Genomic DNA, 16,435 nt, shown 5'->3' on the forward strand with positions numbered 1-16,435 from the left:
AGGAGAAATCAGCTGTTTATATCTAAAAGTATCGACTCGAGACGCTGCTTGATCATCTCTGGGAGTCGACGTCTTGCTTCAGTGACTGCCAAGCTAATCGCTTGTAAATAGGCAGTTTCATCCGCATTCCCATGGCTCTTGACGACTATTCCGCGCAATCCTATCAGACTTGCTCCATTATAGTGGTCGGGGTTCATCTGTTTGAGCACGCTTTGAATACTGGGAGCCAATAATTTGGCCAACATGCGTACAAAAAAGCCTCGGGTCAGCCCTTCCTTAAGCTGATGGATCAACAGTCTGGCAATGCCTTCTGAAGTTTTCAGGGTAATATTACCGACAAAACCGTCGCAGACAATCACATCGACTTTGCCGCGGTAAATCTCATCCCCTTCGATAAAACCTTGATAATTGATTTGAGGAGTATGTTGCAACAACTGGGCAGCCTGCTGCACCTGGTCGTTGCCTTTGATCTCTTCGCTGCCGACATTGAGCAGCGCGACCTTGGGTCTGGGTTGTTTGGTCACGGCTTCGCAGAGCACTGAACCCATGACGGAAAACTGGAACAAAGTATCTGAATCACAAGACACATTGGCCCCGAGATCCAGTAGATAGACTGGCTTATGGTTGATGGTGGGAAGACAACTGACCAACGCGGGTCTGTCTATGCCCGGCAGCGTCTTTAGTACCACCTTGGCCATCGCCATCAGCGCGCCGGTGTTACCTGCGCTGACACACGCCTGAGCCTCACCTTTATGCACAGCATCCAGCGCCCGACGCATGGAACTGTCACGCCGACAACGCAAAGCATGCACTGGCCTGTCAGACATACTGACCACTTCAGTGGTATGTCTAAGTTCAATTCTATCGGTAATGTCTTGCCCGCATTGGGCCAGGTATGGTTGTATCTGGTCTTGATCACCAACCAGAATAAACCTGAGATCTGGATATAATTTAAGTGCCTGCAGGGCTGCAGGCACAGTCACGTGGGGGCCATGGTCGCCACCCATCGCATCTAACGCAAGCGTCAGACTCGTCATAAGACAATCAACAACTTACTTGTTGATTACCTTTTTGCCACGGTAGAAACCGTCAGCAGTCACATTGTGACGACGATGCAGTTCACCGCTGGTAGCGTCTACAGACAGCTGAGCAGTGCTCAGTGCATCGTGTGAACGGCGCATACCGCGCTTTGAACGAGATTTTTTATTCTGTTGTACAGCCATTGATCTGTCTCCTGGATTACTTGCTCTTCAGTTTTTCTAACACTGCAAACGGATTTGGACGCTCCTCTTGAGCGGCTTCAATCTCGCCTATGGCCACATCCTTGGAACCTGTATAACATTTATCTATGTCATGGGTCGGTATCAAGGGCATAGCCAGTATCAATTCATCTTCAATCAATTGATGCAGACGAACTTCGCCAATTTCATTGTACTCAATAGGGTCATACGCATCCGGGAGCTCATCGATTTCAGCTTCATTCCGGCAAGGACTGAAACTAAACTCGACCGTAACCTCTGTGGTAAATAGTGTCATGCAGCGTTGACATAGCAGAGTGAGCTCCGTCACAGCCTTCCCTTTCAGGTAGACTATCCCCTGTAAATCCACACCACACTCAATTGACACTGTCACATCGGAACAGTCGCCGGCACATAATTCATTCAATCGCTTCAGTTGCGTACCAGGAACAACACCTTGATAGCTAAGGCGACTGGTCGCAGCACGAATGGGATCAATTGAAACCGGTATCTTTACTGTTTGCATAAGGCGCGCATATTATAGTTTGAAACCGCCGGAGTCAAAGGAAAAATGATGATGTGGCTCGCAAAGGAAATAAAACCTGTGCAGTCCTCGCCATCATAGGCCTGTTCCAACGGGTTCGAAATTGACGGACGCCGAATTCTACCCAAGCACAGGACTCTTCACAAGCCGTTGCCGCGCAAAATAAAGCCAGTCATCTCATCTCAAAGCCACTCTTGCCAGGCATTGGCAAATTTGGCGACAATATCCGGCTCTCACAACGCTTTGGAACCCAAGATATGACCCACCAAGATGACAATACCAAGGCTGCGGTTTCCCCCACAGAACCTCAGTTGATTTTAGCCTCAACCTCAAGCTATCGAAAGGCACTATTGGCAAAATTAGGTTTGGCGTTTGAGTGTGTGGCTCCCGAAGTAGATGAAACGCCCCGGCCTGATGAAACCGCCTTTGATTTGGTCAGACGTCTGGCAGCAGTCAAAGCACAGGCCGGGGCAAAGCAGCTAAGCAACGCACTGGTGATAGGTTCAGATCAGGTTGCCGTGATTGATGGTCAAATCGTCGGCAAGCCACTGACTGAAGAGAAAGCCTGCCAGCAATTGCAGGCCGCCTCGGGGAAAAGTATTACCTTTTATACCGGGCTGGCACTCTATGACAGCCGCAGCGACCGAACTCAAGTGGAAGTCGAACCTTTCATTGTGCATTTCAGAAACCTGAGCCAAGATGAAATCGTCGATTATGTTCGCCGCGAGCAACCACTCTGGTGTGCCGGCAGCTTTAAGTGTGAAGGCTTGGGCATCGCCCTGTTCCGAGCCCTCGAAGGACGGGATCCCAATACACTAATAGGTTTACCCTTAATCCTGCTCATCGAAATGCTCTCCCGTCAGGGGATTAAAGTATTGGGAGATACTGCATCGTCCGGAAGCTAAAGCATTCAAACACTGAATTGCACTCTTGCTTCTCTTTGCTTGTAGCTCGCTCGCCAAGATACATGCGCCATATTGAAACAATATGATATAGATGTCGGATGCGTCTGAATCTTATCTCAACAAGGTAAATTTACGTGCGACCACGGGGCTTTCACTCTACTATAATAACAATTAATCAACATATTTCTTTTGATGACCCCCTGTAGAGTGAAAAGATGACAGATACCGAAGAAGCCTTGGCTCTACTGGCTGCTCCCTGTACAGATAAGCGTTTTTTTCAACGGGCACTGCGCGCACTCGCCTTGGTGACCCAATGTCGCTGGGCAGGTTTTGGCCGACTTAAAAACGCCGCACAAGGTGAGGTCATTGCCTTTTGTGACAACAAACAGTCCCTCCCTGGGTTTGATTATGAACTGGCGGGTTCTCCCTGTGAGTCTCTCTATCAACAACAGGAAATCTGCACTCATCTACTCCACGCCCGTGATCTGCAAAAACGTTTTCCCCACTTTACCCTGTTCCGCGAGATAGGCGCCCAGAGTTATCAGGCCGAGCTGATCCTCGGCAGCGATGGCAAACCGGTCGGCCATATTTTTGTGCTAGATACCCTGCCCCAGGCCGAAAGTGCAAAGTCAAAAGAGTTTTTTCGGATCTTGGCCCAACGTATCGGTCTCGAATATCACAGGATGTTGGTCAGTCGCGAGCTCACCATGCACAAGCAGATGATAGCCACCACAGATCATCTGCTGGCATTTATCGGTACAGACTACTGCTACCATATGGTCTCCAAAGGGTATGAGCAGCTTTTCAACCGCACCCAAGAGGAGATAATAGGTAAGCAGATAGCTGAGCTGCACGGTGTAAAGACATTTGAGAAGAAGATCCGACCACTACTTGAACGGGCCTTTAACGGCGAAACACCGGAAGCCAATCATTGGTTGCATCCACCGCATCTAACAGCGCCGCTGCTGATGAGTGTACGACACTCACCCTGCATCAATGATGCTGGCGAAATTTGCGGTGTCGTAGTCTCGTCCCACGACATCACCCGCCTGTCGGCGCTGGCATTATCCAGTCTGGGCACTGAAGCATTGAACCTTAATACCGGGAGCCTTAATACAAAGAACCTAAGCCCAGAGAACCTAAACGCAGAGAACCTAAACGCAGAGAGCCTGAGCCCAAAATTATGCCCGGAGTTAAAAACCGCCAATTCCTGAAATTGCACGCCACGTTTTTAACAGTATACAGCAAGCAAAAGGCCTGCATCTGCAGGCCTTTCAAGGATGTGTTTAGGGAAAGGTTCCAATGAAAATCACAGATGGTGCAACAGCCCCAATGGACTATCGATAATGGCCTTTGGCGCCGCTTCATGTAAGCGTTCGCGGCTATGGGCGCCATAACTGACCCCAATGGCATCCATACCGGCACCGGTAGCCATATTGAGATCGTGTACCGAATCACCCACCATCAAGGCTCTTTCAGGCGCTATCTTTAATTCAGCCAATAGCTGTTGCAGCATATCCGGGTGGGGTTTACTTCTCGCATCATCTGCGCTGCGACTGGCATCAAAGAAATGTCCAAGTCCGGTTTCCCGCAGTACACGTTCAAGACCTGCCCTTGCCTTACCTGTCGCCACCGCCAGCAGATACTTCTCACTGCGAAGCTGTGACAACAGTGCCGGAGTTTCACTGAAAAGCGGTGTCGGCGTGGTATCAAGCATCAGGAACTGCTGCTTATATTCCTCTCTGAGCGCCTGATATTCGTCAACACTTCCTGCTGGATAGAGGCATTGCAGAGCCTCTGTCATCGACAGACCAATAATGTCACGTACAGCCTGCTCAGACGGAATAGGCAATGCCATAGCCCTTGCCGTATTTTCCATACAGCGGACAATCTTGCCTATAGAGTCCATCAGGGTACCGTCCCAATCGAATATCAGTAGCTCATATGCCTTCATGGGCGGTTTCCTTATTTCTTTCTATACCCGAGTGAGTTTGTCCAACAACTCAAGCAGTACAGGATCCAGGGGGGCCTGCACTGTCATTTCAGTCTCTGTGTCAGGATGAGTGAACTTAAGTTGCGCCGCATGCAGAAACAGGCGGTTCAACCCAAGTGCCCGCATACTGTCATCAAACTTTTGCTCACTGTACTTTTCGTCACAGGCGATGGGGTGACCGGCATACTGGCAGTGCACCCGGATCTGATGAGTACGGCCGGTTACCGGACTCGCCTGCACCAGTGTCGCACCATCATAACGCTGCAAAATTTTGAAACGGGTTTCCGAGGCCTTGCCTTCGGTATTCACCCGTACAATGCGTTCACCCGACTTAAGTGTCAACTTCAGCAATGGCGCCTTAACCACCTTGTCGTGCTTTTGCCACTCACCGCGAACCAGCGCCTGATAGTCTTTTTGCATCTGCTTATGTCTGAGTTGGTCATGCAGGTGCTTTAGCGCGCTGCGCTTCTTGGCAACCAAAAGCACTCCTGAGGTGTCTTTATCCAAACGGTGCACCAACTCAAGAAACTTTTGCTGCGGTCGCAGCGATCTCAGCGCTTCAATCACGCCGTAATCGACACCACTGCCACCGTGTACGGCGATGCCGGCAGGTTTGTTCAGTACCAGAATATGCTTGTCTTCAAACAGAATTCTGTCTTCTAAGCGCGACACCCGCTCCAGATTGGCAGAAGGCGCAGTGCGATAGTTATCTTCACTGACCCGAACCGGTGGAATGCGTACCTGGTCCCCTTCGGCCAACTTATATTCGGGCTTTATCCGCTTCTTGTTGACCCTGACTTCGCCCTTGCGCACTATGCGATAGATCATGCTCTTGGGCACGCCCTTGAGTTTGCTGAGCAAAAAATTGTCAATGCGCTGGCCAACATTGTCTTCATCAATGGTCACCAGGCGAACTTGCTGATTGGGTGATGGCGTCTCGGTATTCATAACACTTATGTTGCGGTTCGGGGCGCGCTATTGTACAACATGTTGAGGCTTTTGATTGCCGATTTTTTTGAATTCGGCTATATTTCAGCGGCGAACCCTGCGTATTGATGAGCCTTTGCTCAATCTATGAACGGTTCGAACGGTGGAAAGCGCTTGAGCGATGTCTGACCTCCGAGGTCGCAAATAATTGATTTGCAAACTGTATATAAAAGAACACTACTGAAAAAATTGTTTTTACGGTTAAACCTGGACGGAAACACGAAATTCAGACCACTTTCAAGCCGCCACTATGCTGTTTTCGAAAGTTAATGTTAACTCGTCATCAAACGACAAGGCTCGACTTCGGCATTACCGGATTATTATTGAAGAATTTATGGGGTTGGTTGATGTTTTACAACGAATTCCTTGTTTTTGTAATCATTGAAAAATAAGCCATAAATAGGATGCGACACGCAGCGAATGCGTCTAACAGCAATGCGCACCTCCCTGCCTGGAGGAACGCCGAGAGGCGTCGCCCGAATGAGACCAGGCCCGTAATGCAGCGACCTGTACGTTTGATGACCTCTTATTAAGAAGAATTACGTCATCATGAAACGGATGTTAATCAATGCGACTCAATCCGAGGAGTTGCGCGTTGCCCTGGTTGATGGGCAACAGCTTTATGATCTGGATATCGAAAGCCCAGGCCATGAGCAGAAAAAAGCCAATATTTATAAAGGTAAAATCACCCGCGTAGAACCCTCTCTGGAAGCGGCATTTGTTGACTATGGCGCCGAGCGTCATGGTTTTCTACCACTGAAAGAGATCGCCCGTGAATACTTCCCTAAAGGTTATTCCTTCCAGGGGCGTCCCAGTATTAAAGAAGTGGTCAGCGAAGGCCAGGAAGTCATAGTTCAGATAGATAAAGAGGAACGTGGCAACAAAGGCGCTGCCTTGACCACCTTTATCAGTCTGGCCGGGTCGTACCTGGTACTCATGCCCAATAACCCTCGCGCCGGTGGTATCTCCCGCCGGATTGAAGGTGATGAGCGCACCGAGCTGAAAGCGGCCATGGAAAACCTGGAAGTGCCCAACGGTATGGGGCTGATTGTTCGCACCGCCGGTGTTGGCAAGGCTGCCGCCGATCTGCAGTGGGACTTGAAGGTATTGCTGCACCATTGGACAGCGATTCAGGAAGCGGCCGAGAGTCGCCCGGCTCCTTTCCTTATTCATCAGGAAAGCAATGTTATCGTTCGCGCCATCCGTGATTACCTGCGCCGTGATGTAGGCGAAATTCTAATCGATCACCCACAAATTTATGCCGATGCCAAGCAGCATATCGCCCTGGTACGTCCTGATTTTGTCGACAGAGTCAAACCCTACTCATCTGAAGTGCCGCTCTTTACCCACTATCAGATTGAGTCACAGATAGAATCTGCATTCCAGCGCGAAGTCAGACTGCCTTCCGGCGGTTCTATCGTTATCGACCCCACCGAAGCGCTGACCTCTATCGATATCAACTCAGCCAGAGCCACCAAGGGCGGCGATATCGAAGAAACCGCACTGAATACCAATCTGGAAGCCGCCGACGAGATTGCCCGTCAGCTGCGTCTGCGCGACTTGGGCGGCCTGGTGGTTATCGACTTCATCGATATGACTCCGGTCAGACACCAACGCGAAGTGGAAAACCGTCTGCGTGATGCCGTTCACCATGACCGTGCCCGAGTGCAATTGGGCCGTATTTCCCGCTTCGGTCTGATGGAAATGTCCCGTCAGCGTCTGCGTCCGTCTCTGGAAGAGTCAGCCGCTCACATCTGCCCTCGTTGTAACGGTCAGGGCACCATTCGTGGTACCGAGTCACTGGCACTGTCGATTCTGCGCCTGATGGAAGAAGAAGCCATCAAGGAAAACACCTCTCAGATTGAGGCCATAGTGCCCGTGGATGTCGCAGCTTACCTGCTGAACGAAAAGCGCAAGGCCATACGCATCACAGAGCAGCGCCATGAAGTTGAAGTCTATGTGATCCCGGATCCACATATGATGACCCCGAACTACCGTGTGGTGCGTCATCGCAAGGACGACCAGATCTCTGAAGTCAGCTACCAGCGTGTGGAAGAGCCGGAGAACAAACTGTATGAACCACGTAAACTGGAACGTGCTGCTGCACCCAAGCCAGCACTGAGTGGTTTTGCTACACCTCTCAAGCAGGAAACTGCCGAAGCACCGCAGACAGCCAAACCAGCGGTCAAAGCCGCAGCGACTGAAGCGGCCAAGCCCGGGATAATTTCCCGTTTCTTTGCCGCCTTGGGTGCCCTCTTCTCCTCTTCCGAGCCACAAGCCGACAAGAAGCAGGAAAAGAGCACTAAAGACAATCAGGAAAGCAACGGCCAGAACAACCGCCGTAACCGTCGCAATGACCGCAACGACAGACGTCGCAAGAGTGGTGATGACAAAGACGCTAACCGCGATTCACGCAGCCGCAACCGCAAATCGGCCGCTAACGAGCGCCCTGCCCGTGATAAGGACGAACAAGGCAACAAGCGCCAGGCAAACGACTCCGGTAAACCAACCCGTAATGACCGTAGCGACAAGGCTCCCAAGTCTGAAGCTTTGGATGAACGCAAGAGCCGCAGCAAGGCCCGTGACGAAAGCGAGCAGGAACCAAAACAGGAAGCCGCCCGTGAGCGTCGCCAACGTCGCAACCTGCGTCGTAAAGTGCGCATTGAGGCCAACGATGCACAGGAAGCCGTTGATAACACAGCAGAGGCAACCAGCGCCGAAGTGAAAGCCAGCGCCCAGGCCAAACCTGAAGTAAAGGTCGAGACAAAAACCGAGACCAAGCCGACTCGCGCCAAAGAGACAGGTAACAAGGATAACGCCGAGCAAGCCGACAAACCACGCCGCAGCCGCCGTAAGCCTGCCGCAGCTCAGGCTGAGTCCAAGGAAATGGAAGTTCAGGCCAAAGTTGAAGCCAAGTCAGAAGCCAAGAGCGAAACCACTACCGAGCTGAAGGGTGAAGAGTCAACTCAGGTTGCCACTAAAGCCCAAGGTACAGAGGTTTCACAAGACATTCAGGCAAGCGCCGAAGTCAGCCCTGTTGTCAATGCTGAGCAAATCGCTGAAACCAGTGTTCAAGATAGTGGTGTTCAAAGTAATGCCGAAGCCATCGAGAGCGCTGAAGAAGACGATAAGCCCAAGCGCGAAGGACAACGCCGTAGCCGCCGCAGCCCTCGTCATTTGCGTGCTGCCGGTCAGCGTCGCCGCCGTACCGAACAGGAAGGCGAAGAGTCCGAAAGCCCTGAAAAGGTAAGCACTGAAAAAGCAGCCACTGAAGCAGCAAATAACGCTAAAGAAGTGGTTGTTACCGAGGCATCAGCGCCGGCTGCTGCCGTTGAAGTCGATGCTGAGCGAGCAAAGCCTGCCGACAAAGCTCAAGAGCCAGCACAAGCTGAACCTCAAGTTGTTGCCAAGCCGACTCCTCAGGTTGAAGCCAAAGCGGAAACCAAAGCCGAAGCTCAGGTTGAGACAAAGCCTCAAGCCGAGGTCGCTGCCAAGGTAGAAGCCGTTGCCGATGCAAAAGCCGCCGAAGTAGAGGTAAAGGCTGAGCCCAAAACAGCAGAAGCCGAACCAGCGCCTGAAGCCAAAGCTGAAAAAGCTGAAGTTGCGAAAGCTGAGCCAGTCGAAGCTGCGCCATCAAAGGCAGTAGAGAAAGCGAGCGAAGCACCCAAGGCTAAAACTGTTGAAGTCGCAGCAGCCAAGCCCAAGGCAGAAACTGCATCGGCAAGCGTCGCCGCCTCAGCCCCTATGGCCAAGCCGGCTGCTATCAGCCGCCCTGCGCGTCAGGCAAGCAATCAAGCCAAGGAAAGCCCGGCAGCAGCACCTGCAACAACCCAGGCAAGCGCCGCACCAAGAGTCAGTCGCTTCAGCACCATGGTTGGCTCAGATACAACCAAGCCACAGGTGGATCAACGTGCTCACGTTGAAGTGCCCAAAGGCCGAGAGTATCTGGCCAATGGCGAAACCGCGCCACGCAAGAGCCATGGTAACAGCGCCGAGTCAGATATGGCCCGTCCCTGAACCTAAGTGTTGCTGAGAAAAAACCATGCCCTCGGGCATGGTTTTTTTATTTTGATCTGCTTCACACTTCTGTCACAACAGAAATTTTGCTAGTATGCGCAACTTTGTTTTTAACCCTCAAGATGGGATCCCAAGCTGAATGTTTGAACTGATACGCCATAAAACCAGCAGTCACAAGGCGGATATACTCTCCGGCCTAACGGTTGCTATGGCGCTGGTGCCCGAAGCGGTAGCCTTTGCCTTCGTTGCTAAAGTAGAACCTATGGTGGGCCTTTATGCCGCCTTTATCATGGGACTGATCACGGCCCTCATCGGCGGCCGTCCCGGCATGATCTCAGGCGCCACCGGCGCCATGGCCGTGGTCATGACCAGCCTGGTGGTGTCTCACGGCGTCAGCTATCTGTTTGCTGCCGTGGTGCTGGCCGGGGTAATTCAAATTACCGCCGGAGCACTGCGTCTTGGCAAGTTCATCCGCATAGTGCCTTATCCTGTGATGATAGGCTTCGTCAACGGCCTGGCCATAGTGATATTCCTGGCGCAACTGGGGCAATTCCAGGTCAAAGTCGGCGAAGAGGAGATGGCCTGGTTGCCCGGTGCAGATATCTGGCTGATGCTGGCGCTGATAGCTATGACGATGGCCATCATACATTTTCTGCCTAAACTGACCACAGCCGTGCCTTCATCCCTGGTGGCCATACTGGCAGTAACCGCTCTGGTGGTAGGCCTGGATTTGGATACCCGCAACGTGCTCGATTATTTGCGCAATATGAGCGGTAATCCTGAGGCAACTATCGCCGGCACACTGCCAAGCTTTGCCATTCCGGCCGTGCCCTTCAACCTGGAAACCCTTTATATCATAGCGCCCTATGCGGTTATCCTGGCAGCTGTTGGCCTGATTGAATCTCTGCTGACTCTGACAGTGGTCGATGAGATGACCCAGACCCGCGGCCGTGGCAACAAGGAATGTGTCGGCCAAGGCGTGGGTAACGTCACCAGTGGCTTTTTCGGTGCCATGGGTGGCTGCGCCATGATTGGTCAGTCGATGATTAACATCAACTCAGGGGGCCGCGGTCGTCTTTCCGGGATCACCGCCGCCCTCACCTTACTGTGCTTTATTCTGTTTGCCGCCGCCTTTATCGAGATGATCCCGCTGGCCGCCTTGGTCGGGGTCATGTTTATGGTGGTGCTGGGAACCTTTGAGTGGGCCAGCTTTAAAGTGATGCGTAAGGTGCCCAAGCACGATGCCTTTGTTATTGTGCTGGTGACTGTGGTGACGGTATTTACCGATCTGGCGATTGCGGTATTTGTCGGGGTGATAGTATCTGCCTTGGTATTTGCCTGGGAGCATGCCAAACAAATCAGTGCTCAAAAGAGCATAGATGCCAACGGTTGGGCGGTTTACCGTCTCAATGGCCCACTGTTTTTCGGCTCAGCGGCTTCGTTCCTTGAGTTGTTCGATGCCAACAACGACCCCAAGGATGTCGTGGTCGACTTCCAGTCATCCCGGGTCTGTGACCACTCGGCTCTGGATGCCATAGACACCTTGGCCGAGCGCTATGTGAATCAAGGCAAACGCCTGCATCTTCGTCACCTTTCCAACGACTGCAAACAGTTGCTGCACAAGGCCGGCGATCTGGTGGAAGTCAATCTGATTGAAGATCCCAGATACAAGATTGCCGACGACAAGTTGGACTCGTAAATTAACACTGTCCAGACCTTAAAAAAACGGCAAGTTGAGGCTTGCCGTTTTTTTATTCTACTTCAGCTTGGCCCTGAAACGCCGCCTCACCTTATCCAGCTTGGGTTTGATCACCAAGGCACAATAAGGCTGCTCCCCATGAAGCGCAAAATAGTCGTTATGATAGTCCTCCGCCGGATAGAAACCATCATAGGCGGTCAACTCTGTCACTATAGGTGCGCTAAAGACACCTTCCTCATCCAGCGCCTTAATCATGGAGGACGCCGTCTCAAGCTGCTTATCCGAGTGCACGAAAATCACCGAACGATACTGAGGCCCCACGTCGTTGCCCTGGCGATTCAAGGTGGTGGGGTCATGACTGGCAAAGAACACCTCCAACAGCTCGGCATAGCTGATGACAGTGGGGTCAAAAACTATCTGCACCACTTCGGCATGGCCGGTTGCGCCGCTGCATACCGCCTTGTAGTTGGCATCTTTTGCCGCGCCGCCGGCATAGCCGGAAGTCACTTGCGTAACCCCGGCCAAGCTTAAAAATACCGCCTCTGAGCACCAGAAACAGCCGCCGCCCAGGGTGGCTGTCTCCAAACGCTTTTCAGTTGCCGGCTGCAAAGCCTCGGCATCATCTACGGCCTCAAAGACCATGGAGACAGAATTGACGCAATGTCGCAAGTTCTTGGCCGTTAACCCCTCTCCTTCAAACACATGTCCCAGATGACCACCACATTGACTGCAGACAATTTCGGTTCTGCGACCATCGGCGTCGGGTATCCGGGTGACGGCACCGGAGATTTCATCATCAAAGGCGGGCCAGCCACAATGGGCATTGAATTTATGCTCGGACAAATACAATGGGGCGCCGCATTTGCGGCAAAGATATCGCCCCTTGGCATTGTGTTGATACAGCTCTCCACTGAAAGGGCGCTCTGTGCCTTTTTCCTCGATGACATAACGCTCAAACTCGTTCAGGGGTTTCATTTAACGCTCCTCGATTACTCTGCGTAACCCATAAGACCCAAATTGCAGCGGTTACCCTTCACTCTAGTTACACAGAGCCATAAAAGTGACTTGGATCACTTTACGTTGCCCCTATAAAGACATCAAGGTAGACTTGCGCCCGGGTCACCCGACTGCCAACAAAATGTCCATAGAGACACAAGTATCGGGTCAATAAAAAATAACCAAGAAAGATGATGATGAAACTGGAAACCATAGACTATCGCGCCGCAGATGCTGCCGAGCGCTTTGTAGAATCCCTGCGCAGCACCGGCTTTGGCGTGTTGAGCAACCACCCTATTTCACAACACTTGGTGCAGGATATCTACCGCGACTGGCAGGAGTTCTTCAACAGTGAAGAGAAGCAGGCCTTCATGTTCAAGCCGGAAACCCAGGATGGTTTCTTTCCGGCGAGCATTTCAGAAACCGCCAAAGGCCATACGGTCAAAGACATCAAAGAGTACTTTCACGTCTACCCCTGGGGCCGCATTCCTGAGCAATTGCAGGACAATATCCTCACCTACTACCAAGAAGCCAATGCGCTGGCCGCCGAGCTTCTGGACTGGGTCGAGGTGCACTCGCCTGCCGAGGTGGCAGCCAACTACCGCACAGCGCTGTCGCAAATGATAGCCAATAGCCACAAGACGCTGCTGCGGGTACTGCATTATCCGCCGATGACTGGCGATGAGACCCCAGGCGCCATTCGTGCCGCTGCCCATGAGGATATCAACCTGCTCACCGTATTGCCCGCCGCCAACGAGCCCGGGCTGCAAGTGAAGAGCCTCGACGGAGAATGGTTGGATGTTCCCAGCGATTTTGGCAACCTTATCATAAACATAGGCGATATGCTCCAGGAGGCTTCCGCCGGTTACTTCCCATCGACCACTCATAGGGTGATCAACCCGGAAGGCGCCGATATGAGCAAGTCGCGGATCTCACTGCCGCTGTTCCTGCATCCTCGTCCCGACGTTGTGCTGTCAGAGCGCTATACCGCCGACAGCTACCTGATGGAGCGCCTGTGCGAACTTGGGGTTATCTAGCGCCTGCGGGCGCTTTTTTCAGTTCGGAATGCTACAATAGCGCTCTTTTTTCAGTTTTCAGCAGGATAAGCAATAGATGGCGATTCAATGGTATCCGGGACACATGCACAAGGCCCGCAAAGAGATAGAAGAGGTGATGCCTCAGATAGATCTGGTGATCGAAGTGCTGGACGCCCGAATACCTTACAGCAGTGAAAACCCCATGGTGGCCAAGCTGCGCCAGGACAAGCCTTGTATCAAGTTGCTGAATAAGTCTGATCTGGCCGATCCCGAGATAACCAATCGTTGGATTGAGTACCTGGAGCAGGAACAAGGAGTGCGGGCACAAGCCATCACTACCCTGCAACCTGCCATGGTCAGAAAGATCCCCGAGCTATGCCGCAAACTGGTTCCCGTGAGCGAAGGTGCGCTCAAGGATATTCGCACCATGATCATGGGCATCCCCAATGTGGGCAAGTCCACCATCATCAACACCCTGGCCGGCCGGGTGATTGCCAAAACAGGTAATGAACCTGCGGTGACCAAGGCGCAGCAAAGGATCAACCTCAAAAACGGCATAGTGCTGTCCGACACGCCGGGGATCCTTTGGCCCAAGGTGGACAATGAAGCCTCGGGTTATCGTCTGGCGGTCACAGGTGCCATCAAGGACACCGCCATGGAATATGAGGATGTGGCCCTGTTTGCTGCAGCTTATTTCCTGCATGCTTACCCGGAGGCGATGATGGAGCGTTATAAGCTGACCTCCCTGCCCGCCACCGATATCGAATTGCTCGAAGAGATAGGCCGCAGGCGCGGCGCCCTCAGAAGCGGCGGTCATATCGATTTGCACAAGGCCTCGGAACTGCTGCTGCATGAATTCCGCTCTGGGAAAATCGGCCAGCTGTCACTGGAAACGCCGGAAATGGCCCAGGCAGAAGAGGCGGAAGTGGCCAAGCTGCTGGCAGAGAAAGAAGCCCTGAAGCAGGCAAAGAAAGAAGCCGACAAGCTGAAGCGCGCCGGCAAACGCCATCAGGGTTAAGCTTCCCTCAAGAAGCAAGCTTAACGGAAACAGGCCACAAATCGTGGCCTGTTTTTGTTTGTCACTTATCCGACCAATTATCCAACTAAGTTCCGTATAAGCTTAATGTTAGTCCTTTGCAGAACCGCTCAACGCACTGGCGGGATACTCCTGGGCCTGGCGGCCTGGATCCGGGCAAACAGCCCGGCAATACTCAACTCCAACAGATCCAAAACCTGCTCAAATCCGCTGTCGCCACCATAGTAAGGATCCGGGACTTCCCTGATGGGGGTATCGGCAAAGTCCAGCATCAAGGCCAGCTTGTGTTTGTAAATCTGCGGACAAGCCTCATATAGGGCCTGAAGATTCTCACGGTCGGCCGCCAGAATAAGATCGAAATGAGCAAAGTCCTGCGCGCACACCTGCCTGGCTTTGATCCCTGAAAAGTCCAGCCCGCGCCGCTCACCGGCGGCGCGGGCGCGCCTGTCCGGTGATTCCCCAGCGTGATAGCCTATGGTACCGGCAGAATCCAACTCCAGTGTCAGCCCCATGGCCTGAGCCTTGGCCCGGGCCACAGCTTCAGCGCTTGGTGAACGGCAAATATTGCCCATACAAACCATTAAGATACGGTTGATTTCACCCTCATTGACACTTGGCACGTTTTGAAATTCCACCTTAAGGTTCCTTATTGGCTGACTCGGCAGGATTGCGTTCCGCAGCCGGGTCGGCGACAGAGACTTTTGCCTCAATAACCTCTGCCGGGAAACTGAGTCGATAGTCGGATCTTACCCTAAGGAAGCGGGCAAACCTAGGCTTGCCGCCCGAGGTCAGCCCGGAGAAAGCAAAAGTCACCCAGGTTCCGGGAAGTGGCGGTGAAGCCCTCTCGGCATCGGTGAAACCTGTTCCCAAGCGAAAGCTTACCCCAGCCTCGGTTTCCACCAGCAAGGCGCCCATCATGCCTTGATACTTGCCCTTTCCCGGAAGTATCGCCAGCACTTTCGCCTCGGCATCTTCCACAGGTTTGAGCTTTAACAAGGCGTCACTGCGTCCCTCCAGATACATGGCATCGATGCGGTGCGCCATCAGGCCTTCGCCCCCTTTGGCCACCACCTGTTGTAACCACAGATGTAACTCTTGCGTGCTGCTCAGACGCCGCTGCTCAATGACATAGAGATAAGGGGTCAGTTGGTGATACTGCTTGAACGCCTGATAACGTTCGGCAAACGCCATTGTCAGCCCGGGGGCATCGAACAGATAAAAGCCCAGCTGGCGCCAGGAGTCTGCTTCGCCTAAACCTCTGGCCAGCAATGATGCAGTATCAAAGCTGTGATAGCCGCCCCAAAGTTCTCCTTCGAGTGCCACTGCAGGAAAGTCTTTCACAAACCAAATTGGTGCAGGAATCACTCTGCCCGAGCGGCTCAACAAACGCCTGCCATCCCATCTGGCGCGGACACCATCAAGTTTTTCACTGACAAGAAAATCCTTGATTTCGGCCTTCTGTTGTTGCCAACGACCGGCCAGCTCCGGGGCCGGCAATTCTCTATCGGCGCCCGCCGGAAACGAGAGCAAAAAAGATAAGGCCAGCAGAAAAGTTTGCAGCAGTAATAGCATGGCCGAAAAACGCTTAAGGTATGCTGTTGTCGGTAAAGATTGCGAATATTGCATAAGCCCTCCCTGGCTGTCGGCCAATTGCCTGCTACAGCCTATAGCAGAGACCATAACTACAAGGATCAAAACTATAAAGACCAAAACTATAAAGAGTATAGAAAGTCTTGGCAGTTATGGTGACAACAGGTGTAACGATTATCGAAACGACCCTACCCGCTTTGCCAAACCTTCCGCCATGCCATAATAACGGTCAAACACCCTTGGTGGGTGAAGTAACTGTTATATCAGCGGCAAGATGAGCTGCTATAATGCCGCCGCACCTTGGAAACCTCAGCGCCACTGCACTAATAGCCAAACTAGTCACGAGTGACCAACGTGAGGTCAATAAAGGAAGCGACAAGTTGCAACCCCATT

14 protein-coding genes are annotated in these 16,435 nt (G+C 52.5%); 6 read left to right on the top strand and 8 right to left on the bottom strand.

What is annotated here, in order from left to right:
- Positions 1-8: 8 nt before the first annotated feature.
- The 3 genes from plsX to yceD are packed head-to-tail and all read right to left on the bottom strand — an operon-like array spanning position 9 to position 1,764.
- Positions 9-1,037 (bottom strand): phosphate acyltransferase PlsX, encoded by a 1,029-nt coding sequence (plsX, locus tag SIL79_RS17695; RefSeq protein WP_039033289.1) that lies wholly within the window; start codon positions 1,035-1,037, stop codon positions 9-11.
- 15 nt (positions 1,038-1,052) lie between these two features.
- On the bottom strand, positions 1,053-1,223 hold the full coding sequence (gene rpmF, locus SIL79_RS17700; RefSeq protein WP_025009546.1) for a 50S ribosomal protein L32: 171 nt from the start codon (positions 1,221-1,223) through the stop codon (positions 1,053-1,055).
- 16 nt (positions 1,224-1,239) lie between these two features.
- The gene (gene yceD, locus SIL79_RS17705) at positions 1,240-1,764 is read right to left on the bottom strand and encodes a 23S rRNA accumulation protein YceD (RefSeq protein ID WP_039033290.1); all 525 of its coding nucleotides are present in this window, start codon (positions 1,762-1,764) and stop codon (positions 1,240-1,242) included.
- A 275-nt stretch (positions 1,765-2,039) separates the two neighbouring features.
- Between yceD and SIL79_RS17710 the strand changes: the two genes are divergently transcribed.
- Positions 2,040-2,687 (top strand): Maf family protein, encoded by a 648-nt coding sequence (locus SIL79_RS17710; protein ID WP_052247969.1) that lies wholly within the window; start codon positions 2,040-2,042, stop codon positions 2,685-2,687.
- Positions 2,688-2,902: 215 nt separating this feature from the next.
- Positions 2,903-3,901 carry a PAS domain-containing protein gene (locus SIL79_RS17715; RefSeq protein ID WP_319619837.1) on the top strand — a complete coding sequence of 333 codons (999 nt, stop codon included), beginning with the start codon at positions 2,903-2,905 and terminating at the stop codon, positions 3,899-3,901.
- A gap of 95 nt (positions 3,902-3,996) precedes the next feature.
- Here the strand turns inward: SIL79_RS17715 and SIL79_RS17720 are convergent, their stop codons facing one another.
- Positions 3,997-4,641 (bottom strand): HAD-IA family hydrolase, encoded by a 645-nt coding sequence (locus SIL79_RS17720; protein ID WP_319619839.1) that lies wholly within the window; start codon positions 4,639-4,641, stop codon positions 3,997-3,999.
- Between the two features lie 21 nt (positions 4,642-4,662).
- Positions 4,663-5,628, bottom strand: coding sequence for a 23S rRNA pseudouridine(955/2504/2580) synthase RluC (gene rluC, locus SIL79_RS17725; RefSeq protein ID WP_039033292.1), 966 nt, complete (start codon positions 5,626-5,628; stop codon positions 4,663-4,665).
- Positions 5,629-6,216: 588 nt separating this feature from the next.
- Here rluC and rne point away from each other — a divergent pair.
- Both rne and SIL79_RS17735 read left to right on the top strand, forming a co-directional pair.
- The gene (gene rne / locus SIL79_RS17730) at positions 6,217-9,684 is read left to right on the top strand and encodes a ribonuclease E (protein ID WP_319619841.1); all 3,468 of its coding nucleotides are present in this window, start codon (positions 6,217-6,219) and stop codon (positions 9,682-9,684) included.
- A 139-nt stretch (positions 9,685-9,823) separates the two neighbouring features.
- The gene (locus tag SIL79_RS17735) at positions 9,824-11,383 is read left to right on the top strand and encodes a SulP family inorganic anion transporter (protein WP_039033294.1); all 1,560 of its coding nucleotides are present in this window, start codon (positions 9,824-9,826) and stop codon (positions 11,381-11,383) included.
- Between the two features lie 57 nt (positions 11,384-11,440).
- On the opposite strand, the gene SIL79_RS17740 is transcribed toward SIL79_RS17735, so the two are convergent.
- On the bottom strand, positions 11,441-12,358 hold the full coding sequence (locus SIL79_RS17740) for a bifunctional methionine sulfoxide reductase B/A protein (protein WP_162206541.1): 918 nt from the start codon (positions 12,356-12,358) through the stop codon (positions 11,441-11,443).
- 218 nt (positions 12,359-12,576) lie between these two features.
- Between SIL79_RS17740 and SIL79_RS17745 the strand changes: the two genes are divergently transcribed.
- The gene (locus tag SIL79_RS17745; RefSeq protein ID WP_162206578.1) at positions 12,577-13,416 is read left to right on the top strand and encodes an isopenicillin N synthase family dioxygenase; all 840 of its coding nucleotides are present in this window, start codon (positions 12,577-12,579) and stop codon (positions 13,414-13,416) included.
- A gap of 76 nt (positions 13,417-13,492) precedes the next feature.
- Positions 13,493-14,434 (top strand): ribosome biogenesis GTPase YlqF, encoded by a 942-nt coding sequence (ylqF, locus tag SIL79_RS17750; RefSeq protein ID WP_071476180.1) that lies wholly within the window; start codon positions 13,493-13,495, stop codon positions 14,432-14,434.
- A gap of 128 nt (positions 14,435-14,562) precedes the next feature.
- On the opposite strand, the gene SIL79_RS17755 is transcribed toward ylqF, so the two are convergent.
- Together SIL79_RS17755 and SIL79_RS17760 are read right to left on the bottom strand one after the other, a co-directional pair.
- Positions 14,563-15,033 (bottom strand): low molecular weight protein-tyrosine-phosphatase, encoded by a 471-nt coding sequence (locus SIL79_RS17755; RefSeq protein ID WP_162206577.1) that lies wholly within the window; start codon positions 15,031-15,033, stop codon positions 14,563-14,565.
- A gap of 55 nt (positions 15,034-15,088) precedes the next feature.
- Positions 15,089-16,078 carry a DNA ligase gene (locus SIL79_RS17760; RefSeq protein ID WP_071476181.1) on the bottom strand — a complete coding sequence of 330 codons (990 nt, stop codon included), beginning with the start codon at positions 16,076-16,078 and terminating at the stop codon, positions 15,089-15,091.
- Between the last annotated feature and the right edge of the window lie 357 nt (positions 16,079-16,435).

The sequence above is a fragment of the Shewanella indica genome, from assembly GCF_033842865.1.
GTDB lineage: Bacteria > Pseudomonadota > Gammaproteobacteria > Enterobacterales > Shewanellaceae > Shewanella > Shewanella indica.

What these genes read in the sequence shown, in the direction of transcription:
- plsX (WP_039033289.1), bottom strand. Translation starts at nt 1,037, where the DNA reads ATGACGAGTCTGACGCTTGCGTTAGATGCGATGGGTGGCGACCATGGC.
- rpmF (WP_025009546.1), bottom strand. Translation starts at nt 1,223, where the DNA reads ATGGCTGTACAACAGAATAAAAAATCTCGTTCAAAGCGCGGTATGCGC.
- yceD (WP_039033290.1), bottom strand. Translation starts at nt 1,764, where the DNA reads ATGCAAACAGTAAAGATACCGGTTTCAATTGATCCCATTCGTGCTGCG.
- SIL79_RS17710 (WP_052247969.1), top strand. Translation starts at nt 2,040, where the DNA reads ATGACCCACCAAGATGACAATACCAAGGCTGCGGTTTCCCCCACAGAA.
- SIL79_RS17715 (WP_319619837.1), top strand. Translation starts at nt 2,903, where the DNA reads ATGACAGATACCGAAGAAGCCTTGGCTCTACTGGCTGCTCCCTGTACA.
- SIL79_RS17720 (WP_319619839.1), bottom strand. Translation starts at nt 4,641, where the DNA reads ATGAAGGCATATGAGCTACTGATATTCGATTGGGACGGTACCCTGATG.
- rluC (WP_039033292.1), bottom strand. Translation starts at nt 5,628, where the DNA reads ATGAATACCGAGACGCCATCACCCAATCAGCAAGTTCGCCTGGTGACC.
- rne (WP_319619841.1), top strand. Translation starts at nt 6,217, where the DNA reads ATGAAACGGATGTTAATCAATGCGACTCAATCCGAGGAGTTGCGCGTT.
- SIL79_RS17735 (WP_039033294.1), top strand. Translation starts at nt 9,824, where the DNA reads ATGTTTGAACTGATACGCCATAAAACCAGCAGTCACAAGGCGGATATA.
- SIL79_RS17740 (WP_162206541.1), bottom strand. Translation starts at nt 12,358, where the DNA reads ATGAAACCCCTGAACGAGTTTGAGCGTTATGTCATCGAGGAAAAAGGC.
- SIL79_RS17745 (WP_162206578.1), top strand. Translation starts at nt 12,577, where the DNA reads ATGAAACTGGAAACCATAGACTATCGCGCCGCAGATGCTGCCGAGCGC.
- ylqF (WP_071476180.1), top strand. Translation starts at nt 13,493, where the DNA reads ATGGCGATTCAATGGTATCCGGGACACATGCACAAGGCCCGCAAAGAG.
- SIL79_RS17755 (WP_162206577.1), bottom strand. Translation starts at nt 15,033, where the DNA reads ATGGTTTGTATGGGCAATATTTGCCGTTCACCAAGCGCTGAAGCTGTG.
- SIL79_RS17760 (WP_071476181.1), bottom strand. Translation starts at nt 16,078, where the DNA reads ATGCAATATTCGCAATCTTTACCGACAACAGCATACCTTAAGCGTTTT.